The organism is Hydrogenophaga sp. L99 (assembly GCF_058731905.1).
This window is the reverse complement of sequence record NZ_CM178972.1, coordinates 3,800,400-3,822,595: the sequence shown is the minus strand read 5'-3', so window position 1 is coordinate 3,822,595 and position 22,196 is coordinate 3,800,400. Positions and strand designations below refer to the sequence as shown.

The following is a 22,196-nucleotide window of genomic DNA, read 5'->3' as shown; positions in this document are numbered from 1 at the left end:
TGCCGCAAGGCAGCGGAGTCTGACCCATGTATTCAGACCCCCACGCACCCGCCGCCCAGCCTTCCGCACACCGCCCACGCCAACCGCGTGTCGCCATCATCGGCTCTGGCATTGCCGGGCTGGCCGCCGCCCACACGCTGCAAGGGCTGGCCGACATCACCCTGTTTGAAGCGGGCGACTACTTTGGGGGCCACACCCACACCGTGGACATGACCCTGCCCAACGCGCAGGGCGTGCCCACCACGTTTGGGGTAGACACCGGCTTTCTGGTGCTCAACGAGCGCACCTACCCCAACCTGCTGGCGCTTTTCGCCGCCCTGGACGTGCCGATTGCCAAGTCCGACATGTCGTTTTCGGTGCAGGCGCCCGGCGCTGCGCCCGGCGGCGGCACGCTGGAATGGAGCGGCTCCAGCCTGTCCACCGTGTTTGCCCAGCGCCGCAACCTGACCAACCCGCGCTTTTGGCGCATGCTGGCCGACATCGTGCGCTTCAACCGCATCACCACGAAGCTGGCGCAGCGCGGTGAAGACCTGCAACCCAACACCCGCTGCTGCAACCCTGGGCGAATTTTTGCGGGAACAGCGCTTTTCCGACGAGTTCCGCGACTGGTATTTCCTGCCCATGATGGGCTGCATCTGGAGCTGCCCGACCGACCAGATGCTGGCCTTCCCCGTGGCCACCATGGTGCGGTTTTGCCACAACCACGGCCTGATCCAGATCACCAACCGGCCGCAGTGGTACACCGTGGCCGGCGGCGCGCGCCAGTATGTCGACAAGATCACCGCCCGCATCCCCGACCGCCGCCTGAACACCCCGGTACACCAGGTGCTGCGCGACGAGCAAGGCGTGCGCGTGGTCACCCAGAGCCAGGTCGAACGTTTTGACGCGGTGGTGTTTGCCTGCCACAGCGACCAGGCGCTGGCGCTGCTGGGCAACCAGGCGTCTGCCGAAGAAACCGCGGTACTCGGCGCCATCCGCTACCAGCCCAATCACGCCGTGCTGCACACCGACACCGCCGTGTTGCCCCAGCACAAACAGGCCTGGGCCGCGTGGAACTACGAGCGCTCGCCCAGTGCCAGCCAGGAGTCGGCCCAGGTGTGCCTGCACTACCTGCTGAACCAGCTGCAGCCGCTGCCGGTGCAGCAGCCGGTGGTGGTGTCGCTGAACCCGCAAAGCCCCATCGACCCGGCCAAAGTGGTGGGCGAATACACCTACGCCCACCCGGTGTTTGACCTGGCCGCCATCCGGGCGCAGGCCCGCGTGCCCGCCATGCAGGGCCAGCAAAACAGCTTTTTTGCCGGCGCCTGGATGGGCTACGGCTTCCACGAAGACGGCCTGAAAGCCGGCTTGCAAGCCGCCCGCGCCCTGATGGATGTCCACGGCCTCACCACCACCGCCAACCCTGCCGACTCGCGCCGCGCCGCCTTGCCTGGGGTGTTTGCATGAGTGGGAATGGCGCCAGCGTGGGGGCCACCGACCTGAGCGCCAGGCCGCCCCAAGCCGGGTCAACCCAAGCCGGGTCAGCCCTCATTGGTTTCGGCCAGGTGCGCCACGTGCGCCACCGCCCCCAGCGCAACGCCTTTGCCTACCCCACCTATTTCTTGATGCTGCCCATGCGCAGCCTGCGCGCACACGGCCCCGGCGCGCTGTCCCGCAACCGGCGCGCCGCGCTCGCATTTCACGACAGCGACCACGGCGACGGCGGCCCGGACAGCCTGGCCTGGCTTGACCAGCTGCTGCTGCAACACGGCGTCACCGACGCACAGGGCGAGGTGTGGCTGCACACCTACCCGCGCGTGCTGGGCTACAGCTTCAAGCCCGTGAGCTTCTGGTATTGCCACCGGGCCGACGGCAGCTTGCGCGCCGTGCTGGCCGAAGTGAACAACACCTTTGGCGAGCGCCACTGCTACCTGCTGGACGCACCGCGCCTGGGCGTGCCCTGCACAGCCGACAAGGTGTTTCACGTATCGCCGTTTTGCCCCGTGCGCGGCCACTACCGTTTCGTGTTCATGCGCACCCAGCAGGGCGGCCAAGACCGCACCGTGGCCCGCATCGACTACTTCGACGCCGCCGGCGAGCCGGTGCTCATCAACACCAGCGTCAGCGGTGTGCTGCAGCCGCTGACCGCACAAACCCAACGCCGCGCGTTGTGGGCGCACCCGGCCATGACGCTGGGCGTGATCGCCCGCATCCACTGGCAGGCCGTGCGCCTGTGGCTCAAGCACACCCCGTTTTTTCGCCAGCCCGCTGCCCCAACCGACTTCGTGACCGCAGGCGACACGCCCGCGCACACGCGCCGCAGCTGAACCCTTCAATGCCCATGAACAGCACCACCGCCACCGACAACCCCGCCGGCTTCGCCCTGCCCCGCAACGCCCCCGCCGCCGCCCGCACGCTCATGCAACTGCTGCAGCGGCTGCGACATGGCAGCCTCACGCTGCAACTGCCCGACGGCTCGGTGCAGCGCTTTGGCAGCACCGACGGCCCCCACGCCAGCCTGCACATGGTGAACTGGAACATGTGCCGCGCGGTGCTCAAGTCGGGCGACATTGGCTTTGCCGAAAGTTTCATTGCCGGCGACTGGAACACGCCCAACCTCACCGCGCTGCTGGGCCTGATGGTGGCCAACCGGCGCGAAGTGGAAGACGCCATTTACGGCTCGTGGCTGGGCCGCCTGGCCTACCGCGTGCGCCACCTTCTCAACCGCAATTCCAAAGCCAACAGCCGCAAAAACATCCACGCCCACTACGACCTGGGCAACGCCTTTTACGAACTCTGGCTCGACGGCACGATGAACTATTCGTCGGCCCTGTTTGAAGCACCCGACCAGCCGATGGTGGACGCCCAACACGCCAAGGTGCGCCGCGCCTTGCGCATGGCCGGTGTGCAACCGGGCGACCGCGTGCTGGAAATTGGCTGCGGCTGGGGCGCCCTGGCCGAAAAGGCCACCACCGAATTCGGCGCGTCCGTCACCGGCGTCACCCTGTCCACCGAACAGCTGGCGTTTGCGCAGCAGCGCATGGAAGCGCTGGGCGTGCAAGGCCGTGCAGACCTGCGTTTGCAGGACTACCGCGACATTGCCGACGCGCCGTTTGACGCCATCTGTTCCATTGAAATGCTCGAAGCCGTGGGCCGCGAATACTGGCCCACCTACTTCCAGTCGGTGGCCAAGTTGCTGAAGCCGGGCGGGCGCGCCTGCATCCAGAGCATCGTGATCGACGACGCGCTGTTTGAACGCTATATCGCCGGCACCGACTTCATTCAGCAGTACATCTTCCCCGGCGGCTGCCTGCCGTGCCCGAGCGAGTTGCGCGCCCAGGCGGCCAAAGCCGGCCTGGAGGTGGTGGACGAGTTCGCGTTCGGCCCCGACTACGCCCGCACCCTGCAGCTGTGGCGCGAGCAGTTTTTGCACGAACAAGAGCGTGTGCTCCAGCTGGGTTTTGACCAGCGCTTCCTGCGCATCTGGGAGTTTTACCTGGCCTACTGCGAAGCCGCTTTCACCGGCGCCAACATTGACGTGGTGCAGTTCACCCTGCGCAAACCCGGCTAAAAGCCCGTCCACCGAAAGCCTGTCATGCCGTCCACCACCCGCCCCCTGCGCCTGCGTCGCGTCCACCCCGCGGCCGCGTTTTTGTTGTCTGTGACAGCCGCCGCGTGGTGGCCCGCCCTGGTGCAAGCCACCACGCCCGAGCCCACCGTGAGCGCCGCGCTGCAAGACAAACAGCTGCAGGGCAACGCACGGCTGCGCGTGTGGGGCTTTGAGGTGTACGACGCCACCCTGTGGGCCGGCAACGCCTTTGACGCCCAGCGCTACGAGCAACACCGCTTTGCGCTGGAGCTCAACTACCTGCGCAGCTTCAAGGGGCGCGACATCGCCGAGCGGTCCATCGACGAAATGCGCGGCATTGCTGCCATCACGCCCGAACAGGCCACGCGCTGGCTGGCGGCCATGAGCACGCTGTTTCCCGACGTGCAGCGCGGCGACCGCATCACCGGCGTGCACGTGCCCGGCAGCGGCGCGCGCTTTTACCTGAACGGCCGGCTGCGCGGCGAACTGGCCGACGAAAATTTCTCGCGCCTGTTCTTTGGCATCTGGCTGTCGCCCAAAACATCGCAACCCGCCATGCGCGCCACGCTGATCCAGGCGGCCGCTGCGGCGCCGCGCACACCATGAACCCCACCGCCGCAGCGGCCACAGACCCGGCGGCGCGCTTCATTGGCCCGGGGGCCTGGCGCCACGGCCTGGGCTACGGCCTGCTGGGGCTGCCGCTGGCGTTTGTAGCGCTGCCCTTGTATGTGATCTTGCCCAACCACTACGCCCGCGAATTTGGCGCGCCGCTGGCCGCCCTCGGCGCGGTGCTGCTGGGCGCGCGCCTGATCGACGCCGTGCTCGACCCCTGGATCGGCCGCTGGTGCGACCGCCTGTTTGCCCGCTCCACCCGCGCCGTGCTGGCTGCTGCGGCGGTGGCTGCCGTGGTGCTGGCGCTGGGCCTGTGGGGCCTGCTGTTTCCGCCTCCGGCTGTGCGCAGCGCCGGCATGGCCGCCTTGCTGGGCTGGGCGGGCGCGGTGATGGCTGTCACCTACACCGCCTACAGCGTGGTGAGCGTGGCGCACCAGGCCTGGGGCGCGCGGCTGGGCGGCAGCGAAGCCCAACGCAGCCGCGTGGTGGCCTGGCGCGAAGGGCTGGCTTTGGTGGGCGTGCTGCTGGCCGCGGTGTTGCCCGGCACGCTGGGTCTGGGCGCCACGGTGTCGGCCTTTGCCGTGCTGCTGGCCCTGGGCGGCTGGGCCTGGAGCCGTTCGCTGGTGCCGGCTGCCATGGCGGCTTCGCCACTGCCGGGTGCGGTGCCAGCGCCTTCTCCGCTGCGCCAGCCCGCCTTTTTGCGGCTGCTCGCGGTCTTTGTGCTCAACGGCACCGCCAGCGCCGTGCCCGCCACGCTGGTGCTGTTTTTTGTGCAAGACCGTTTGCAGGCGTCGCCCGCCCTGGAACCCGCGTTTTTGGCCACCTACTTTTTGTGCGCTGCGCTGTCCATGCCGCTGTGGGTGAAGCTGGTGGGCCGGCTGGGCCTGGCGCGCACCTGGCTGGCGGGCATGGGTTTGTCGGTGGCGGTGTTCATATGGGCGGCCACGCTGGGCGCTGGCGACACCACCGCGTTTCTCATCGTGTGCGCGCTCTCTGGTATCGCGCTGGGCACCGATCTGGCTTTGCCCAGCGCCCTGCTGGCGGGCCTGATTGGCCGGCTGGGCGAGCGCGGCCAGCGCGAAGGCGCCTACTTTGGCTGGTGGAGCTTTGCCGCCAAGCTCAACCTGGCGCTCGCCGCCGGCCTGGCGCTGCCGCTGTTGGCCTGGTTTGGCTACACCCCCGGCGCGCGCGAGCCCGAAGCCCTGCTGACCCTCACCATCGCCTACTGCCTGCTGCCTTGCGCCCTCAAGCTGCTGGCCGCTGGCGCCCTGTATGGGCTGGTGATCCGACCCGAACGCCGGGCCGCCGCCAGCCACCTCGTCCACACCCCTGTTTCCTGAAAGCCCCACCATGCAACGACGCCTTTTGCTCACCGCCGGCCTGGCTGGCGCGGCCACCCTGGCCGGCTGCGCTGGCCCACAGATCGCCCAATACGCGGGCGAAAAGCCTGCCCTGGACCTGCGCACCTATTTCAACGGCATGCTGGACGCCTACGGCGTGTTCACCGACCGCTCGGGCCAGGTGGTCAAGCGCTTCACCGTGGTCATGCGCTGCACCTGGGACGGCGACAACGGCGTGTTCGATGAAGACTTTGTGTACTCGGACGGCACCACCGGCAAGCGCATCTGGCGCATGAAACACCTGGGCGACGGCCGCTACAGCGGCACCGCCGACGACGTGGTGGGCGAGGCCCTGGGCGAAACCCGTGGCAACGCCTTTCGCTGGGGATACACCCTGGCCCTGCCGGTGGACGGTCGCGTCTGGAACGTCACGTTTGACGACTGGATGTACCTGATGGACGAGCGCGTCATGCTCAACAAAGCGGTCATGAGCAAGTTCGGCGTGCGCCTGGGTGAAGTCACGCTGACCTTCATAAAAAGATGACCCCCCGCGCCGCTTCGCGTCACCCCCCCGGGGGGCGGCACTGGCCGTCTGGCGAAGCCAGCCCGGCGGTGCCCTTGGCTGCAGTCGCACTCCGGCGCCACGAACACCTGACACGACTTTCTCGACCTACCGGCCCCACCCATGACACCCCAAAGCAGTTTTGTTGAACCCAGCCCCGCGCGCAAAGCCCCCCCCGCGCAGCGGCAACGTGACTGGCATCTGCTGCGCCCCTTCAACCCACCCATCGCCGACTGGCGCGGCCAACGCGTCTGGCTGATTGGCGCGTCCAGCGGCATTGGTGCGGCCACGGCGACGGCGCTGCAGGCGCGGGGTGCGCAGGTGCTGGTGTCGGCCCGCAGCGCCGGCGCGCTCGACGCGTTTGTGGCCGAACACACCGAAGCCGACGGCACCCGCCTCACGCCCCAGGCCTGGCCCCTGGACGTGACCGACGCGCAGGCGGTGACCCGCACCGCCCAGGCCATCTTGCAACAAGGGCCGCTGGACCTGGTGCTCTACTGCGCCGGGCACTACCGCGAAATGCGGGCCACCGCCATGGACATGGCCGACCTGAAGCGCCACCTGGACATCAACTACACCGGCGCCCTGCACGTGATCGACGCCGTGTTGCCCAGCCTGATTGCCCGGGGCAGCGGTCATGTGAGCCTGATCAGCAGCGTGGCCGGCTTTCGCGGCTTGCCCAAGAGCCTGGCCTACGGCCCCACCAAGGCCGCGCTCACCAACCTGGCCGAAACCCTCTACCTCGACCTGGGGCCGCTGGGCGTGGGCGTGAGCGTGGTACACCCCGGCTTTGTGCAAACCCCGCTCACCGCCCAAAACGACTTCACCATGCCCGCCCTGATCACGCCCGACCAGGCCGCGCAGGCCATGGTTGACGGCTGGGCCAACGGAGCTTTTGACATCCACTACCCCAAGCGCTTCACGCGCTGGATGAAACTGCTTCGCCTGCTGCCCTACCGCCTGTATTTCCCGGCCGTGCGCCGCTTCACCGGCCTGTGAACCAACGATGAACCCCACCGAACCCCGGGCCGCCGTGGCGCGCATCAGCGCATTTTTTGAAGCCTTGTCGCCGCAGTCGCTGGCGCTGATGGATACGCTCTACGCGCCCGACGCTCGCTTCAAAGACCCGTTCAACGCGGTGCAGGGCGTGCCCGCCATCACCGGCATTTTTGAGCACATGTTCCACAACCTCCACGAGCCGCGCTTCGTGGTCACGCAGCAAGTGGTGGACGGCGCGCAGGCCTTTCTGGTGTGGGAATTTCGCTTTCGCTTCAAGCGCTTTGACACCACCACCGAACAGGTGATCCGGGGCGGCTCGCACCTGGTACTGGCAGCGGACGGCCGCATCAGCGACCACCGCGACTACTGGGACGCAGCCGAGGAGCTGTATGAAAAGCTGCCCGTGGTGGGCAGGTTGATGCGCTGGCTCAAGCGCCGCGCCAACAGCTGAGCGGGGCGCCCAAGCGAAGCTCAGTCCGGCTTGCTGTCGATGAAGCTCTGGCGCAGCGCCAGCTTGTCGCTGAGTTTGGCGAGGTTGGGGTAGGGCGCGCGCCACTCAATGGCGGGAAAGCGGAAGTCGAGGTAGCCCAGGGCGCAGCCCACCGCCACGTCAGACAGGCTCAGGTGCACGCCCGAACAAAACGCCTTGTCACCCAGGCCCTGGCTCATGGAGGCCAGCGACGCGTGGATTTTTCCCATCTGGCGATCGATCCAGGCGCCGCTGCGCTGGGCTTCGGTGCGCCCGGGCCAAGTGGCTTCCAGGCGGGCCAGAATGGCCGCGTCCAGCACGCCGTCGGCCAGTGCTTCCCAGGTTTTCACCTCGGCGCGCTCGCGCCCCTGCGTGGGAATGAGCTTGCCCACGGGCGACAGCGTGTCCAGGTATTCCACGATCACGCGCGAGTCAAACACCGCTTCGCCACCCTCCATGACCAGGCAAGGCACCTTGCCCAGCGGGTTGGACGCGGCAATTTTCGTGTCAGCCGCCCACACGTCTTCAGGCACGAACTGGTAGTCGAGCTTTTTCTCGGCCATGACGACGCGCACTTTGCGCACGTAAGGGCTGGTGATGGCACCGATGAGTTTCATGGACGTGGGTTTTTTGTTGCAGGGTTCCCTGGGGCTCGCCATTTTAGCGATGCGCGCATACCGCTGCGCTGACACGGCCCATAGCGCCCCGGCCACACCACGAGGCCCGCGCCGGCCCTGCTCCTACAATCGACAAATGCGCCCGACCACACCCAACCCCACCGCTTCATCCGCCCCGGCCTCTGCCGCCCTGTCCCCTGTTTCGGCCCTGTCCCCGCTGGACGGCCGCTACGCCGGCCGCCTGGCCAGTCTGCGCCCCTTCATGAGCGAGCAGGGCTACATGCACCGCCGCGTGCAGGTCGAAATTGCCTGGTTCATCGCCCTGTCCGATGCCGGGTTCGACGAATTCAAGCCGCTCTCGCCCGGTGCCCGCACCTACCTGATGGGCCTGGTGAAAAACTTCAATGAGGCCGACGCGGTGGCGATCAAGGACATTGAAAAGGTCACCAACCACGACGTGAAAGCCGTGGAGTACTGGATCAAATCCAAGTTTGACGCCCGCCCCGAGCTGGAAAAAGCCTCCGAATTTGTGCACTTCGCCTGCACCAGCGAAGACATCAACAACACCAGCCACGCCCTGCAGCTCAAGGGCGGGCGCGACGTGGTGCTGCTGCCCGCGCTGGACGGCCTGATCGCCAAGCTGCGCGACATGGCCCATGCCTTTGCCGCCGTGCCCATGCTCAGCCGCACCCACGGCCAGACCGCCAGCCCCACCACCGTGGGCAAGGAGCTGGCCAACGTGGTGGTGCGCCTGAACACCGCCCGCGACCGCATTGCCGGCGTGAAGCTCATGGCCAAAATGAACGGCGCCGTGGGCAACTACAACGCGCACCTGAGCGCCTGGCCCGACTTTGACTGGGAAGCCTTCAGCCGCGAGGTGGTGGAAACCGCCGAGCCGCTGGGTCTGGGCCTCACCTTCCAGCCCTACAGCATCCAGATTGAGCCGCACGACTACATGGCCGAGCTGTTCGACGCCGTGGCCCGCGCCAACACCATCCTGATCGACCTTTCGCGCGACATCTGGGGCTATGTGAGCCTGGGCTATTTCAAGCAGCGCCTGAAGGCCGGTGAAATTGGCTCCAGCACCATGCCGCACAAGGTCAACCCGATCGACTTTGAAAACGCCGAAGGCAACCTGGGCCTGGCCAACGCGGTGCTGCGCCACCTGTCTGAAAAGCTGCCCATTTCGCGCTGGCAGCGCGACCTGACCGACTCCACCGTGCTGCGCAACATGGGTGTGGCCATGGGCTACGCGGTGCTGGCCTACCACTCGCTGAGCGTAGGCCTGGGCAAGCTGGAACTGAACGAAGAAGCCCTGGCGGCCGACCTCGACGCCTCGTGGGAAGTGCTGGCCGAGCCCATTCAAACGGTGATGCGCCGTTTTGGCGTGCAAGGCGCCTACGAAAAGCTCAAAGAAGTGACCCGCGGCAAAACCGTGACGGCCGAGGCGCTGCACGCACTCATTCGCAGCCTGGAGATTCCCCAGGCCGAGAAAGACCGCCTGCTGGCCATGACGCCGGGCAGCTACATCGGCAAGGCCACCGAGCTGGCGCAGCGCGTCTGATGGCCCGGTCGCCGCGCTCAGCGGCCTGAACTGCACACTTTGCACTTACCGCTGGCGGGCTCGCCAGCGGCGTTTGCCACCCGTTTGACATAGCGCAAACAGCCGCTCCTGGCGCGCCCCTACAGTCGCCACCTGCGCGGCCGCACCCTGTTGGTCCGCCCTTGTCGCACACAAGCGACCCCCAACGACCAACACCGGAGCTGCCGCCATGGCGATCGAACTGTTCAACCAAAACGGCCATGTGTGCCTCATGTTTGCCCACCTCAGCGACGAGGGCGGTGAAGCGGTGCAGGCCAACCAGTTTCTGGTGATCCACGGCGACACCGGCGCCATCATCGACCCCGGCGGCAACATGGCCTACAACGAGCTGCTGCTCACCGTGGGCCGCTATTTTTCGCCGCAAAAGCTGTCCATGATCCTGGCCTCGCACGCCGACCCGGACATCATCGCCTCACTCGACCGCTGGATGACCAGCACCCAGGCCACGCTCTACATTTCGCGCCTGTGGGAGCGCTTTGCACCGCACTTTTGCAAGCCCGGCAAAACGCAGGGCCGCATCATCGGCATTCCCGACCCCGGCATGCGCATCCGCCTGGGTAGCAGCGAAATCGTGGCGCTGCCGGCGCACTTCATGCACTCCGAAGGCAACTTCCAGTTTTGGGACCCGGTCAGCCGCATCCTGTTTTCGGGCGACCTCGGCGTGTCCATGGGCACCTCGGCCGACGCCGCCCAACCCATCACGTCGCTGGCCGCCCACATCCCGAAAATGGAAGCGTTTCACCGCCGCTACATGGTGTCCAACAAGGTGTTGCGCCTGTGGGCCAACATGGCACGCACGCTGCCCATCCACATGATCGTGCCGCAGCACGGCGCGCCCCTGGCTGGGCCGGCGGTGAAAGAATTCATCGACTGGGTTGGCACCGTGGACTGTGGCGTGGACCACCTGACGCAGGCCAACTACACGGTTCCTCAGTAACAAGTAACCCCCCGCGCCGGCTTCGCCGTCACCCCCCAGGGGGCGGCACTGGCCGTCCGGCAAAGCCGGCCCGGCGGTGCCCTGGGATCAACTCCCCCGCAGCGGCATAGTTCTTCTCTCCGGCGCGAGAAGCCTCAGCCCCAGGATGCGGTGGAACCGGCTTCGCCGGGCCACTCGCATCGCCCCTTGTGGGGCGGAGCGGTTACGCGAAGCGAACAAGCGATGGGGGTGAGCACTGTACTGCGGCGCGGGGGGAGCCTTTCTCCAGCGCCCGTTCGGCGTAGCGGTTGAACCGCCAGGAATCGCCTTCCAGCGTGATGCGCCGCCAGCTCACGCGCTTTTCGCCGGGCGACATTTCGGTCCATCGCTGCACTTCGTCAAATGTGCGGCCACAACCTTTGCACAGGGCATCGCCCTGGCTGGTGGAGCAAATGGCAATGCAGGGCGTGTCGGGCATGCTGTCAAACCAGGCCAGCCATGCCTCACGGGCGGCTGCGGGCAGGGTGGCTTCGTCGGCCTCGGCTTCATGAAAGTACACCATCAGCGCATACACCTCGGCCAACGCACGCAAAGGTACGGCCAGCGACAAGCCGTCGGGCGAGGGTGAGCGCTCACGCCAGAAGTTGATCGCGGCTTCAATGTCGGTGATGTGAATGCCTGCCATGGGGGCGGATGATAACGAGCACCACCCCGCCCCGCGCCGTGCCGGGCCTTTGCAGGTGTGGAAAGTGCGTACCGGGTTGACAGCTGCCGACAGGTACCCGCCGATACAATTCGCCCCCCAGGGGCCCCAGGCCGCACAACATCCCGTGTCGGATTCAGCGGGGCCTGACGCAGGCCAGCCGGCCCCCAACAACTCGACCAACAAAGCTCTATGGATTTCCTCACTTCACCCGAATTCTGGGTTGCGCTGGGCCAGATCGTCATCATCGACATCTTGCTCGGTGGCGACAACGCGGTGGTGATCGCCCTGGCCTGCCGCAAGCTGCCGCCGGCACAGCGCACCAAGGGCATCATCTGGGGTACGGCGGGTGCCATCGTGCTGCGCGTGATCCTGATCGCGTTTGCCATGACGCTGCTCAACGTGCCGTTCCTCAAATTTGTGGGCGCGCTGCTGCTGGTGTGGATTGGCGTGAAGCTGCTCGCACCCGACGAAGACGGCCACGGCGACGTGGCGGGCAGCGACAAGCTCTTTGCCGCCGTCAAAACCATCATCGTGGCCGACCTGGTGATGAGCGTGGACAACGTGATTGCCATTGCCGGCGCCGCTCAAAATGCCGGCGAGCACTCGATGCTGCTGGTGGTGCTGGGTCTGCTCATCTCCATTCCCATCATCGTCTGGGGCAGCCAGTTGGTCATCAAGCTCATGGCGCGTTTCCCCATCATCATCACCGCTGGCGCCATGCTGCTGGGGTGGATCGCGGGCGGCATGCTGGTGTCCGACCCTGCCTTTGCCAGCCCCGACCAATGGACCTGGATGCTCAAGCTGGAGCAGACAAACGCCATCCATTACGGTGCGGCAGTGGCCGGTGCGCTGCTGGTGCTGACGGTGGGCAAACGGCTGGCCGCGCGCAACGCGCTGCAACAGGCCTGACGCACCCAGCCGCTGGCCGCCCGCGCTTTTTTGCTTGGGCCAAGGCCGGTGCGCTGCTATGCTGAGCCGCATGAAACTCATCGTGAAATGGCTGTTTGCCGCGTGCGCCCTGTTGCTGGTGGCTTACCTCCACCCTGGCGTGCACATCCAGAGCTACGGCTCGGCGCTCATCGCTGCGGCCTTCATCGGCTTGTTCAACACGCTGCTGCGGCCCATTCTGGTGGTGCTCACGCTACCGGTCACCGTGGTCACGCTGGGCCTGTTTCTGTTCGTCATCAACGCCCTGATGTTCTGGGCGGCAGCCAGCCTGCTTGACGGTTTCCACGTCGACGGCTTCTGGGCCGCGTTGCTGGGCTCGTTGATCTATTCCGTGCTGATGCTGGTGGTGGACGCGGCGTTGAAGGCGCTGTTTCCCCGCTCGTAAAGCGCCCCGCCGCGCGGGCTCCCATCGATCCGGTCCAGTGAAGTCTTAATTTCCGTTCGTCCTGAGCCTGTCGAAGCCCTGTATCCCGTTCGTCCTGAGCCTGTCGAAGGTCCGGTCCAGGGCCAACGGTTGATCCGTCGCCTGGTCGCATCAACAGCCTACTCCTCCAGCACCGACTCGCGCAGCAGCACCTCGGCCTGCCGCAGGCGGCTGTCCACAATCGCCAGCTCCATCGGGTCGGCAGCGCGCTGCGCTGCGGGCAGAGCTTGTGCGGCCTTGAAACGGTCCACCGCGCCCGCGTAGTCCAGGTGCGCCACGCGCGACTCGGCTTCGGCCCGTATGGCGCGCAGCGTCTGGCCTTGCGCCTGGTACGCCCGGGCCAGCGTTTGCCAGGCCAGCGCGTCGCGCGGGTGCTGCACCACCCAGTTTTGCAGGTGCGTGGCCGCGCGCTGGGGTTCGCCAGTGGCCAGGGCCGCCTGGGCGCCCAGCAGCGTGAGCGTGCGCCCGCTGCCGGCCAGGGCCTGGTCTCGCAGCGCAGCCAGAGCGCTGGCCCGTGCCGTGGCGGCGGGGCCGGTGGCGGGCGGGGCAGTCAAGAGCACTTCGAGCAGCAGCGCGTCCACCACCCAGTGCGCCGCCGGCACCACCTGCGGGCGCAGGCGCTGCGCCAGGTCCAACGCGCGGTCGGGTTGCCCCAGGCGCAAAGCTGCCCACGCCGCGGCGTAGCGCTCGCCCGGTGCAGCTTGCGGCCCTTGGCCGCTTTGCAGCCACGCCCGCAGCCTGTCGGGCCCGTTTTCGGCCAACACGCGCGCGCGCGCCGCCATGAGCGTGTGCAGCTCAGGCGCCACCGGGGCAGCGCTGCGCAGCGTGGGCGCGCCATTCATGGCGGCGCCGGTGCCCGCTGGCAGGCTGAGCGTGAGCCCCGGCCCAGCCGACGCTGGTGATGAGGGTGCATCGCGCAGCGGCCCCACGGCAGAGCGCGTGGGCTCCAGCGGCAGGCGCGCACGCATGTCGGCCATGCGCTCGCTGCTCAGCGGGTGGCTGCGCAGGTAGGGAAACGAGCCGTCGTCGCTCAGGCGCGAAGCCTGCTGCAACTTGTCAAACATGTCCACAAAGCCTTGGCCGTCAAAGCCCGCGCCGGTGAGCACACCAAAGCCCACGCGGTCGGCCTCGCGCTCCATGTCGCGCGAAAAGTTCAGCTGCGTTTGCGCGGCCACCGCCTGGCTGCCCATCATGGCCGCGCTGGCCACCTCGGTGTTGGCGCGGGCGGCCAGGGCGCTCAAAATCATGGCGCCCATCATCCAGGGCGCCATGCGGTCTTGCCGGGCCACCAGCCGCGCAATGTGCCGTTGCGACACATGGCTCAGCTCGTGCGCCATCACCGAGCCCAGCTCGGCCACGTTGTCGGTGGCGGCGATCAGCCCCAGGTGCACGCCCAGGTAACCGCCGGGAAGCGCAAAGGCGTTCACCCGCCGGTCGCGTGAAATCATCAGCTCCCAGGCCAGACGCTCTGAAAGCTCGGGCGGCACATCGCCCCGTGCTCGCGCCGCCGCCAGCAGCGGCTGCCAGATGGCCTGCAAGTAGTCTCCCAGCACCGGGTCGTCCAGGTAGTCCGGGTCGCGGTAAATGTCGCGTGCAATGCGGTCACCCAGCCGCCTCTCGGCCGCAATCGACATGCCCTGCACATCGCCCAAGCCCGGCAAACCGCCCGACACCAGCGCAGGGGGTTCGGCCGCGGGCGGCAGGTTTTGGGCCACCGTCAAAGAAACCGGGGCCAGGCCCAGCGCCACCACCAAGGCGGCCGTGAGCCCGCACACACCACGGCTGGGGCGGTGTACAGGGAAAGTCAAAGGCAAACGCATGCCCGTATGATGCCGCCAACCCCACAAGGTTTCTGTAAAGCACGCGCAAAGCCACCGCCATGAACGACACAAACGCCACCCCCAGCAGCCCCCTCACCCACTTCGACGCCCAGGGCCAGGCCCACATGGTCGACGTGTCTGCCAAAGCCAGCACGCACCGCGTGGCCGTGGCCGAAGGCCGCATCCGCATGGAGCCCGCCACGCTGGCGCTGATCCAGAGCGGCAGCGCCAAGAAAGGCGACGTGCTCGGCATCGCCCGCATTGCCGGCATACAAGGCGCCAAAAAAACCAGCGACCTCATTCCCCTGTGCCACCCGCTCGCACTCACCCGCGTGGCGGTGGAATTTGAGGTGGACGCGGCGGCCAACAGCGTGCTGTGCAAAGCCACCGCCGAATGCACCGGCCAGACCGGCGTGGAAATGGAAGCCCTCACCGCGTGCAGCGTGGCGCTGCTCACCATTTACGACATGTGCAAAGCCGTAGACCGGGGCATGACCATCAGCGGGGTGCGCCTGATGGAAAAGCGGGGTGGGAAAAGCGGGCACTTTGTGGCGGCAAAGGACTGACCACGCATCCCCAGCCTTCGGAGCACCCTGTCGCAAGAGATTATTGATTTATTTCATTGTTCAATGTAAAAGTGATTTTCCGCAAACATCATTGAACAAGCCATGACCCTGGCGCACCTCGTCACCGAGAACAGCGAAAACCAGTTGCGCCAGTACACCGACGCGGCGGCCGTCTTCGGTGCCCACTCGCGCGCAGTCAAGGAAGCCGCCGCCGTTCGGGGCACCATGTTCTGGCGCGAGCTCAGGGGCGTCAACACCCTCATTCGCACCTCGGCGGCTGGTGCCCAACGCAGCCTGGGTCCCGATTCTGAGCAGACACAAGCGATCTACGCCAGCTTCATGAAGCGAAAAGAGCAGGCCGAACAAAGCAAAAAGTCGCTGGCCCTCAAGCTCGACGAGATGCGAAAGCTCAACAGGGTCTATGGCGTCGGGCGCACACCGCACGTCGTGGTCTCGCTGCTGCAATCGATGGAGAAGGCGGGCATTGCCGAACAGTTCCTGACCGTGGGCACCCATGCGCTGTACGCCTACGAGTCGGCTTGCGGCGTGCGGGTGGGCACCGACGCGCTGGCCACACGTGACATGGACCTGCTGTACGACACCCGCCGACATGTGTCGTTCGTGACCACCCTGAAACGCCTGGACTCTTCGCTGATCGACATCTTCCGCAAGGCCGACAAAACCTTTCGCGTCCGCTCAGACCAGTTGCAAACTGCGGTCAATGACGACGGCTTTGAAATAGACCTGATCCGTCGTACCGCGATCGATGGCGATCCGCACCCCTTGCCCATGAGCGCCAAGGAAGAAGACTTCTGGGCCGTGCAGGTTTCATCGGGCAACCAACTGGTGTCGGGCCGGAAGTTCGAGCGGATGGTTGTATCACCCAAGGGTGACATGGCCATGATGCGTACCGTGCACCCGCTGGACTTCGTGAGGGTCAAAACCGCCATTGCCGCGTCGCCCCAGCGCGACCCGCTCAAGCGCCCCAAAGACGCACTGCAAGCCCAGATTGTCCAGCGCCTCTGGGACGACTATTTGGTACACCTGAGGTAATTGGAATCTGACCCCGATTACCATGGCTTGAACCTCTGTGTGTTACACGATGAGTACATCGTTGCACACAGATCCAGTCACCGAAGCAGGATGGCCTTGCCACATCCCCGCCCTCGTGCGCGGCACGATCGTCATCACAAGAAACCTGCCCAGCAGGATGATGGCTGCACCGCATTCATGGAAAATTAGAATCTGACCCCAATTTTCCCCGATTGTTTCTTGGGCTTGAGAATCAATCAATTGGAATCTGATCCCGATTGTTTAAAAGGCTCTGCCAGACCTCAGTTATCCCAGCCGTCCAACGGCAAATAAGCTACGGGCTCTCCGGTGGTGCGGTCCACCAAAACCACCCAGTCGGAACGGTCTTCAGACATCAATGGCAGATACCCCAATGCGTCGGCTGCTCGACCACTGTGCCTTACAGCGCCGTCAATAAAGTCCACTTGATCAGCGTATCGGGCCCGAAGGGCGGCTAAAGGTTTTGCAACACGGGCCACCTCGGCGGCTTGGTCGCTGTAAGGCACCCAGCGGTCTGGGCGAAAGGCAGCGTAATTACCCGCCATGGACTGTTGGACATTCGCCAAGAAATCGGGGTCCGTGCCTTGCGCGAGGCGCACCCCCAGCGGTTTGGGGCCTGTGAGGCTGAGCGAGCGCAATGCCTCAGGCGCAAGCTCCAGGGTTCCGGGCGTTATGTCGGGCACGCTGACCACTCGAAACGAGTCTTTCTCAAAAGCCAGCCAAACGGGTCGCGCCTGTGCAAGGCTGTTTAGCCCATAGGTCAGTGCCGCGAGTTGGATCAGCACCACCAGACCGATGTCGCGAACCAGCTCGGCACGCGGCTTCTTCAGATCGTAAATGACCAGGGTTAGCAGCGGCCCGCAGACCACGTCGACGATCACGATCAGCCAGAACAGCCCTTGCCCCCCCGCCAACTGACCGTAGGGGCTCGGGTACCACATGCCAAAAACCAGCGCAGCAACGATCCCAGCCAGCAGCAGGCTGAGTAATAGGTGCTTGAATGCGGCGCCAAGAGCCGGTTTGAGTCGAAGGGCAAGGTTCATCTGGACGCAATTGACTGGATGTAAACAGCAACGAAAAAGAGCGCCGAAGCGCTCTCTTTCAGCTCAATGCTCAAATTAGCTTACTTGCACTCAGAAGGAGCGAAACGAGCAGGCAAGGTACCAGCCGCTTGGCCGACAGCCAGCTGGGCTGCGACTACGCCTGCAGCTGCACAGCGCCACCGCACTGAATCAGCAGGAGGCGTGAATGCTGCGGTGCCAACAGGCAATGCCACGCCAGGAAGTGCAGCGCCCAAGTAGGGCATCATCGTCAGCGTTCCGTTACCAGCAGCCGCAGTCGTGGTGATCGTGATCAAGCCGGTCGCAGGAGCGATAGCGATAGCGGCAACGTTGCGCGATGCAGTAGGCGCTGTGTAGCCGACAGAGTAGCCAAGCGCATCTGACGAAGGGTTGCCGGAAGCAAGGATGTCCTGAACGTTCACTTTGGCGGCTGATGCACCGACCAAGCCTTCTGACACACGGGCACGGACGGTGTAGTCCTGGTAAGCAGGCAGAGCCACAGCAGCCAAAATACCGATGATGGCCACCACGATCATCAGTTCGATCAGGGTGAAACCTTTTTGCATGGAACGCTTCATTTGAAAACTCCTTGGAAGGGAAAAAACAGGGTTGGGTCGGTTACGGGTTCTATTCAGCAGGGACCGTGCCAACCTGAAATGACGCTGTTTTCGCGGCCTTTTTCACGGTTTAGAACTTGCGGGTGACATTTTGTGTCTTGCCCCGCCGTTTTGGGGTGACAAAACTTGTCACATCAGGCCGCACAGACAAGTTTTGTCACAACTCAAACACCATGCCGGCGCTGAGCCAGCGGATGTCGTGGCACAGGTCTTGGGCGTGGCTGGGTGTGGCGTCGACGCGCTGTTGCCCCTGGGTCACCGCAGCCCGGGCTGGGGTCAATCACTCCTCAATGCCTCGACCGATGCATCGCTCAAAAATTGATTCCAGTGCGCGGTAGTCACAAAGCACTGCGTCAATGTTGGCTTGAACCCATTCACCGGGCTCTGCCTCCCACCAGCTGATCTGGTGGCCTGCGTTGATGATGATGTGCTCAAAGAGGATGCGCTGGGCGCGGCCGTTGCCTTCGCGGAACGGGTGAATCACATTGAGATCACCGAACAGTTGCGCCACCAGCCTGACCAGCTCCATGCGCTCAAACCCCTCGTACCACTGCGCCCTTCGCAGGCGCTCGAAGAGCTTCGCGGATTCAGGCTCCATGCGATGGATGTTGCAAAAGCGGGTGCCGCCCTTGGCGATGTCGATGCTACGCAGTTCGCCCGCCCAGTCATAGAGATCGGCAAACAACCGCTGGTGGATGCGCTTCAGATAGCCAAGGTCGTAAGGGGGAGGTGAGAAGTCGATTTCGTTGGCTGCGACGCTCGAGATCTCTCGTTCGGCCTCACTCAACAATGCATCGTCGAGAAGACCGAGACGATTCTTCAGGGTATCTGAGCCAGGATAGCAATAGGGGTCCTGGCCTGTGCCGTACTTGTCAGCGGTCAAGTCCGTGCTTGTTGATAGGTTTTCAACACGGCTTCCCGGGTGGGTAGCTTGCGCTCGGCATCTACGGGCTTGACGCTGTAGCCCTCTAGTCGAAGGCTGGCGACGTAGTTGGATTGGCGGGATTGGGCGCAGTAGGCCGCTTTGGCTTTCAAGCTGAGCGTTTTCACGGGTAGGGCCTCAGTGGATAAAACGACCCTGTATTTTACTTGCCAGGCCGGCGGGTTGGCATCTGTTTCGCCCATTGCGAGGCCCACTGGCCACGACCCGTTCACAACTCAAACACCATGCCGGCGCTGAGCCAGCGGATGTCGTGGCGCAGGTCTTGGGCGTGGCTGGGTGTGGTGTCGAAGCGCTGAATTTCTTCCATGATCAAGCCGGTTTCGGCGGGCTTGGTGTGGGTGATGTAGATGGGGTAGCGCGGGTGGGGCTGGGCGGGGTTGATCTGGTCGAGCTCTTCGGCCAGGGTGCCGGGCGACAGGTGCAGGCTTCGGCGAGCGAGGTCTTTTTCGCGGTCGCTGAAGGCGGTTTCAATGACGAGAAGGGCCACGGGCAGCTGGTTGATGCGCTGCCAGAAGGCGGGGTTGCGCTCGGTGTCGCCGCTGAACACCCAGTAGCCGGTGGCCGAGGCGGCGGCAAAGCCCACGGCGGGCACGGTGTGCACGGCGGGCAGCACTTCAATGGCTTGGCCGCCCACTTGCAACACCTGGCCCACGGCAATGGGCACAAAGCGCATGAGCGGTGCGGTGGCGCTGGGGATGCTGGAGAAGTCGGGCCAGATGAGGTTGTTGAAGATGTGGGCCTTGAGCGCGCTGATGGTGGCGGGCAGGGCGTGCACTTGCAGCGGCGGTGCACCGGCGGCCAGGCGGCGGGCGGCCACGGCGTCGAGCATGAGGGGCAGGCTGGCCACGTGGTCAAGATGGGAGTGGGTGAGCAGCACGTGGTTGATGCACGCCATTTCGTCCAGGGTGAGGTCGCCCACACCGGTGCCGGCGTCGATGAGGACGTCGTCGTCCAGCAAAAAGGAAGTGGTGCGGCAGCCGTGCGCGATGGCGCCGGAACAGCCGAGAACTCTGACGCGCATTGGCGGTGTAACCCGGGGTTGGCCAGCCTGGGCTGGCTTATTTGGTATCGAAAGTGGTGGTGCCGTCCCACGCGGGGCGGGGCGGCTGTTGCCTGCTTGAGGCTACCCGCTCGGCATAGAGCCGGTAAAGGACTTTTTCCGCGTTTTGGCGCTGCAGGTTGAGCAGATGAACGTCGCAAGCGTCCCAGTCTTGGGCGCGCCAGGCTTTGAGCGCCAGACTCCACCCGCGCAGCTCTTCGGCTTGCGCGGGGCTCAGGCTGGCGGAGGGGGCCAGCGGGGCGTAGATGGTGACGGCGCTGGCTTTGCCTTTGACGCGCACGCGGTCGAGCTCTTGCCAGACAAACTGGCGCGCCTGGGCCTGGGTGGTTTCGCTCACGACCACATCCACGCCATACAGGCGCGACAGGCCTTCGAGCCGGGCGCCGAGGTTGACGGCGTCGCCCACCACGGTGTAGCTGCGGCGCACGTCAGAGCCCATGTCGCCCACGCACATGGCGCCGGTGTTGATGCCGATGCCCACGCCAATGGCGGGCAGGCCCAGGGCGGCGTGTTCGCGGTTGATCTGCTGCACGGCTTCGGCCATTTCCAACGCGGTCTGCACGGCCAGGCTGGCGTGGTTGGGGGTGTCGACCGGGGCGCCCCAGAAGGCCATGACGCAGTCACCCATGTATTTGTCGATGGTGCCGCGGTGGCTGCGTATGACGAGGGTGAGGCGGCTGAAGACGGTGTTGAGCAGGGCCTGGAGCTGGGTAGGCTCCATGGTTTCAGACAACTGGGTGAAGCCGCGCATGTCGCAAAACATGACCGTGAGCTCACGGGTGGTGGCGGTCATGCTGTAGCTGTCGGGGTCTTTCACCATTTCGTCGACCAGCTCGGGCGGCACGTAGGTGCCAAACAGCTGGGCCAGCTCGCGTTTGGACCGGCTTTCCACCAGGTAGCCGTAGCTCATGTTGAGCGCAAAGGCGAGCGCGGCCATGACGAGGGTGCTGGCCAGCGGCAGCACCAGGCCGTGGCCCAGGTAGAGCCAGAAATTGAGCCCCACCACCGCGCCCACCACACCCACACTGAGCGCGACCGCGCGCCCAGCGCTGAGCAGCGGCAAGGCCAGGGCCAGCACCAGCCCGGACGCCACCAGCACCACCAGCTCGTAGCCCAGGGCGTAGTCGGGTTGGGTGATGAGATCGCCGTCGAGCAGGCCGGCAATGAGGTTGGCATGGGTTTCCACGCCGGGGTAGGTTTCGCCCACGGGGGTCACGCGCAGGTCGAGCAAGCCGGGGGCGGTGGTGCCCACCAGCACAATCTTGTTTCGCAGCTGGCCCGGCGGGACGCGACCGGCGAGCAGATCGACCGCCGACACGTAGGTGAACGAGCCGCCCTGCGGCCCGCCCGGGCCGCGAAAAGGCACCAGGGTGGCCACGCGGTCGTCCACCGGAATGGCGAGGGACGTGGTGCCTGACGGTGTGCCCTGGGTCAGCTGGACGCTTTCCAGCGCCTGGTAGTCGGGCGCAAGAAAGCGCTCGGCCGGAAAGCCAGGCTCCACCCGGGGTGAGCCCAGCAGCAGGCGAAACATGGCCAGCGAAAGCGACTCGTAATAGCGGCCCTGGTGCTCGGCCAGCAGCGGCAGCGAGCGGACCACGCCGTCGCGGGCGGTGATGGCGTTAAAAAAGCCGGCCCGGGGAGCGGCTTGGGCCAGCGGGGCGATGTTGGCGCCATAACCGTCCCAGCGGGTGGCCAGCACGCTGCGGCCTTGCAGGGCTTCGGGCTGCATCACGGGCGCGGGCAGCACGCCGCTGGTGCGGCCGTCGCGGTCGCTGGTGAAGTAGTAGCCCAGCACCACGGGGCGGCCCTGCAGGGCGCGGGCAAACTGGGCGTCGTAGTCCAGCTCGGGTTGCAGGCTTTGCACGCGTTCGGCAAAGCCGGGCTGGTTGGCCAGGGCGCCGCTGGCGAGCTGCTGCAGTTGGCGCAAGCCCGAGCTTTCGTCGGGCTCGGCAAACACGGTGTCGAAACCGAGCAGCGCAATGCGCTGGTCTTCAAACAGGGTGTCCACCAGGCGGGCCATGTGGTGGCGCGACCAAGGCCAGCGGCCCACTTCGGCCAGGCTCTTTTCGTCGATATCGACAATGACCACCCGGTCGTCCAGCGTGGCGGGCATGGTGGCGCGCAGCCGGGTGTCGTAAATGATGTCGTCCAGCCGCTGCAGCACGCCCATGGGCACCATGCCCACCGCGTGCAAGATGGCAAAAATGAGCGGCAGCAGGGTGACGGCGATGCGCGGGCCGTGCTTGGTCAGGGCCTGCATGGGTGCCGGAAGGTGGGAGCGTGCGACCGGCCGT

23 protein-coding genes and 1 pseudogene are annotated in these 22,196 nt (G+C 65.6%); 14 read left to right on the top strand and 10 right to left on the bottom strand.

Annotated features, from left to right (window positions below; translation table 11 throughout):
• Nucleotides 1-26: 26 nt before the first annotated feature.
• From AC4QBL_RS18275 to AC4QBL_RS18240, 8 genes and pseudogenes are all read left to right on the top strand, one after another.
• Nucleotides 27-1,446, top strand: a pseudogene (locus AC4QBL_RS18275) (NAD(P)/FAD-dependent oxidoreductase).
• Nucleotides 1,443-2,306, top strand: a complete 864-nt coding sequence (locus tag AC4QBL_RS18270) for a DUF1365 domain-containing protein (protein ID WP_472900475.1) — start codon at nt 1,443-1,445, stop codon at nt 2,304-2,306. Before AC4QBL_RS18275 ends, AC4QBL_RS18270 begins: the two are co-directional and overlap by 4 nt.
• Nucleotides 2,307-2,320: 14 nt before the next feature.
• A complete protein-coding gene (locus AC4QBL_RS18265; protein WP_472907502.1) occupies nt 2,321-3,550 on the top strand; it encodes a class I SAM-dependent methyltransferase in 1,230 nt (409 codons plus the stop codon).
• A gap of 24 nt (nt 3,551-3,574) precedes the next feature.
• Nucleotides 3,575-4,174, top strand: coding sequence for a chalcone isomerase family protein (locus tag AC4QBL_RS18260; RefSeq protein ID WP_472907503.1), 600 nt, complete (start codon nt 3,575-3,577; stop codon nt 4,172-4,174).
• Entirely contained in the window at nt 4,171-5,520 is a 1,350-nt protein-coding gene (locus AC4QBL_RS18255) for an MFS transporter (protein WP_472907504.1), read from the top strand. The genes AC4QBL_RS18260 and AC4QBL_RS18255 overlap by 4 nt, the downstream gene beginning before the upstream one ends.
• A 10-nt stretch (nt 5,521-5,530) precedes the next feature.
• Nucleotides 5,531-6,064: a DUF3833 domain-containing protein gene (locus tag AC4QBL_RS18250; protein WP_472900479.1), complete on the top strand. Its 534-nt coding sequence runs from the start codon at nt 5,531-5,533 to the stop codon at nt 6,062-6,064.
• 141 nt (nt 6,065-6,205) lie between these two features.
• The gene (locus tag AC4QBL_RS18245) at nt 6,206-7,081 is read left to right on the top strand and encodes an SDR family NAD(P)-dependent oxidoreductase (protein ID WP_472907505.1); all 876 of its coding nucleotides are present in this window, start codon (nt 6,206-6,208) and stop codon (nt 7,079-7,081) included.
• Between the two features lie 7 nt (nt 7,082-7,088).
• On the top strand, nt 7,089-7,532 hold the full coding sequence (locus AC4QBL_RS18240; protein ID WP_472900481.1) for a nuclear transport factor 2 family protein: 444 nt from the start codon (nt 7,089-7,091) through the stop codon (nt 7,530-7,532).
• A 20-nt stretch (nt 7,533-7,552) separates the two neighbouring features.
• Here the strand turns inward: AC4QBL_RS18240 and AC4QBL_RS18235 are convergent, their stop codons facing one another.
• Nucleotides 7,553-8,167, bottom strand: coding sequence for a glutathione S-transferase N-terminal domain-containing protein (locus AC4QBL_RS18235; protein WP_472900482.1), 615 nt, complete (start codon nt 8,165-8,167; stop codon nt 7,553-7,555).
• A gap of 136 nt (nt 8,168-8,303) precedes the next feature.
• On the opposite strand from AC4QBL_RS18235, the gene purB reads away from it, so the two are divergent.
• Together purB and AC4QBL_RS18225 are read left to right on the top strand one after the other, a co-directional pair.
• Nucleotides 8,304-9,731, top strand: coding sequence for an adenylosuccinate lyase (purB, locus tag AC4QBL_RS18230; protein WP_472907506.1), 1,428 nt, complete (start codon nt 8,304-8,306; stop codon nt 9,729-9,731).
• A gap of 208 nt (nt 9,732-9,939) precedes the next feature.
• Nucleotides 9,940-10,707 (top strand): oxygen-binding di-iron domain-containing protein, encoded by a 768-nt coding sequence (locus AC4QBL_RS18225; protein WP_472907507.1) that lies wholly within the window; start codon nt 9,940-9,942, stop codon nt 10,705-10,707.
• Nucleotides 10,708-10,909: 202 nt separating this feature from the next.
• Here the strand turns inward: AC4QBL_RS18225 and AC4QBL_RS18220 are convergent, their stop codons facing one another.
• Nucleotides 10,910-11,371: a DUF3717 domain-containing protein gene (locus tag AC4QBL_RS18220; RefSeq protein ID WP_472900485.1), complete on the bottom strand. Its 462-nt coding sequence runs from the start codon at nt 11,369-11,371 to the stop codon at nt 10,910-10,912.
• Nucleotides 11,372-11,581: 210 nt separating this feature from the next.
• On the opposite strand from AC4QBL_RS18220, the gene AC4QBL_RS18215 reads away from it, so the two are divergent.
• Nucleotides 11,582-12,301 (top strand): TerC family protein, encoded by a 720-nt coding sequence (locus AC4QBL_RS18215; protein WP_472900486.1) that lies wholly within the window; start codon nt 11,582-11,584, stop codon nt 12,299-12,301.
• A gap of 70 nt (nt 12,302-12,371) precedes the next feature.
• On the top strand, nt 12,372-12,725 hold the full coding sequence (locus AC4QBL_RS18210; protein ID WP_472907508.1) for a phage holin family protein: 354 nt from the start codon (nt 12,372-12,374) through the stop codon (nt 12,723-12,725).
• Between the two features lie 158 nt (nt 12,726-12,883).
• Here AC4QBL_RS18210 and AC4QBL_RS18205 read toward each other — a convergent pair whose 3' ends face one another.
• On the bottom strand, nt 12,884-14,584 hold the full coding sequence (locus tag AC4QBL_RS18205; protein WP_492131612.1) for a M48 family metalloprotease: 1,701 nt from the start codon (nt 14,582-14,584) through the stop codon (nt 12,884-12,886).
• A 59-nt stretch (nt 14,585-14,643) separates the two neighbouring features.
• On the opposite strand from AC4QBL_RS18205, the gene moaC reads away from it, so the two are divergent.
• Together moaC and AC4QBL_RS18195 are read left to right on the top strand one after the other, a co-directional pair.
• Nucleotides 14,644-15,150 (top strand): cyclic pyranopterin monophosphate synthase MoaC, encoded by a 507-nt coding sequence (gene moaC / locus AC4QBL_RS18200; RefSeq protein ID WP_472907510.1) that lies wholly within the window; start codon nt 14,644-14,646, stop codon nt 15,148-15,150.
• Between the two features lie 102 nt (nt 15,151-15,252).
• A complete protein-coding gene (locus tag AC4QBL_RS18195) occupies nt 15,253-16,203 on the top strand; it encodes a GSU2403 family nucleotidyltransferase fold protein (RefSeq protein ID WP_472907511.1) in 951 nt (316 codons plus the stop codon).
• Between the two features lie 281 nt (nt 16,204-16,484).
• Here the strand turns inward: AC4QBL_RS18195 and tfpZ are convergent, their stop codons facing one another.
• The 7 genes from tfpZ to AC4QBL_RS18160 form a co-directional block, all read right to left on the bottom strand.
• Entirely contained in the window at nt 16,485-17,264 is a 780-nt protein-coding gene (gene tfpZ, locus AC4QBL_RS18190; protein ID WP_472907512.1) for a TfpX/TfpZ family type IV pilin accessory protein, read from the bottom strand.
• Between the two features lie 80 nt (nt 17,265-17,344).
• A complete protein-coding gene (locus AC4QBL_RS18185) occupies nt 17,345-17,860 on the bottom strand; it encodes a pilin (RefSeq protein WP_472907513.1) in 516 nt (171 codons plus the stop codon).
• 196 nt (nt 17,861-18,056) lie between these two features.
• Entirely contained in the window at nt 18,057-18,179 is a 123-nt protein-coding gene (locus tag AC4QBL_RS18180) for a hypothetical protein (RefSeq protein ID WP_472907514.1), read from the bottom strand.
• A complete protein-coding gene (locus tag AC4QBL_RS18175; protein WP_472900495.1) occupies nt 18,180-18,782 on the bottom strand; it encodes a putative adenosine monophosphate-protein transferase Fic in 603 nt (200 codons plus the stop codon).
• Complete coding sequence (locus tag AC4QBL_RS18170; protein WP_472907515.1) at nt 18,779-18,949, bottom strand: YhfG family protein; 171 nt, start codon at nt 18,947-18,949, stop codon at nt 18,779-18,781. Before AC4QBL_RS18170 ends, AC4QBL_RS18175 begins: the two co-directional genes overlap by 4 nt.
• A 101-nt stretch (nt 18,950-19,050) precedes the next feature.
• A complete protein-coding gene (locus tag AC4QBL_RS18165) occupies nt 19,051-19,863 on the bottom strand; it encodes a 3',5'-cyclic-nucleotide phosphodiesterase (protein ID WP_472907516.1) in 813 nt (270 codons plus the stop codon).
• 37 nt (nt 19,864-19,900) lie between these two features.
• A complete protein-coding gene (locus AC4QBL_RS18160; protein ID WP_472907517.1) occupies nt 19,901-22,162 on the bottom strand; it encodes a CHASE2 domain-containing protein in 2,262 nt (753 codons plus the stop codon).
• Nucleotides 22,163-22,196: the final 34 nt, after the last annotated feature.

Excerpts from the sequence above, each read along its gene's own strand:
- tfpZ (WP_472907512.1), bottom strand. The coding sequence starts at position 17,264 with ATGAACCTTGCCCTTCGACTCAAACCGGCTCTTGGCGCCGCATTCAAG.
- AC4QBL_RS18255 (WP_472907504.1), top strand. The coding sequence starts at position 4,171 with ATGAACCCCACCGCCGCAGCGGCCACAGACCCGGCGGCGCGCTTCATT.
- AC4QBL_RS18240 (WP_472900481.1), top strand. The coding sequence starts at position 7,089 with ATGAACCCCACCGAACCCCGGGCCGCCGTGGCGCGCATCAGCGCATTT.
- AC4QBL_RS18210 (WP_472907508.1), top strand. The coding sequence starts at position 12,372 with ATGAAACTCATCGTGAAATGGCTGTTTGCCGCGTGCGCCCTGTTGCTG.
- AC4QBL_RS18235 (WP_472900482.1), bottom strand. The coding sequence starts at position 8,167 with ATGAAACTCATCGGTGCCATCACCAGCCCTTACGTGCGCAAAGTGCGC.
- moaC (WP_472907510.1), top strand. The coding sequence starts at position 14,644 with ATGAACGACACAAACGCCACCCCCAGCAGCCCCCTCACCCACTTCGAC.
- AC4QBL_RS18265 (WP_472907502.1), top strand. The coding sequence starts at position 2,321 with ATGAACAGCACCACCGCCACCGACAACCCCGCCGGCTTCGCCCTGCCC.
- AC4QBL_RS18245 (WP_472907505.1), top strand. The coding sequence starts at position 6,206 with ATGACACCCCAAAGCAGTTTTGTTGAACCCAGCCCCGCGCGCAAAGCC.
- AC4QBL_RS18270 (WP_472900475.1), top strand. The coding sequence starts at position 1,443 with ATGAGTGGGAATGGCGCCAGCGTGGGGGCCACCGACCTGAGCGCCAGG.
- AC4QBL_RS18205 (WP_492131612.1), bottom strand. The coding sequence starts at position 14,584 with ATGCGTTTGCCTTTGACTTTCCCTGTACACCGCCCCAGCCGTGGTGTG.
- AC4QBL_RS18215 (WP_472900486.1), top strand. The coding sequence starts at position 11,582 with ATGGATTTCCTCACTTCACCCGAATTCTGGGTTGCGCTGGGCCAGATC.
- AC4QBL_RS18225 (WP_472907507.1), top strand. The coding sequence starts at position 9,940 with ATGGCGATCGAACTGTTCAACCAAAACGGCCATGTGTGCCTCATGTTT.
- AC4QBL_RS18185 (WP_472907513.1), bottom strand. The coding sequence starts at position 17,860 with ATGAAGCGTTCCATGCAAAAAGGTTTCACCCTGATCGAACTGATGATC.
- AC4QBL_RS18160 (WP_472907517.1), bottom strand. The coding sequence starts at position 22,162 with ATGCAGGCCCTGACCAAGCACGGCCCGCGCATCGCCGTCACCCTGCTG.
- AC4QBL_RS18165 (WP_472907516.1), bottom strand. The coding sequence starts at position 19,863 with ATGCGCGTCAGAGTTCTCGGCTGTTCCGGCGCCATCGCGCACGGCTGC.
- purB (WP_472907506.1), top strand. The coding sequence starts at position 8,304 with ATGCGCCCGACCACACCCAACCCCACCGCTTCATCCGCCCCGGCCTCT.
- AC4QBL_RS18260 (WP_472907503.1), top strand. The coding sequence starts at position 3,575 with ATGCCGTCCACCACCCGCCCCCTGCGCCTGCGTCGCGTCCACCCCGCG.
- AC4QBL_RS18195 (WP_472907511.1), top strand. The coding sequence starts at position 15,253 with ATGACCCTGGCGCACCTCGTCACCGAGAACAGCGAAAACCAGTTGCGC.
- AC4QBL_RS18250 (WP_472900479.1), top strand. The coding sequence starts at position 5,531 with ATGCAACGACGCCTTTTGCTCACCGCCGGCCTGGCTGGCGCGGCCACC.
- AC4QBL_RS18220 (WP_472900485.1), bottom strand. The coding sequence starts at position 11,371 with ATGGCAGGCATTCACATCACCGACATTGAAGCCGCGATCAACTTCTGG.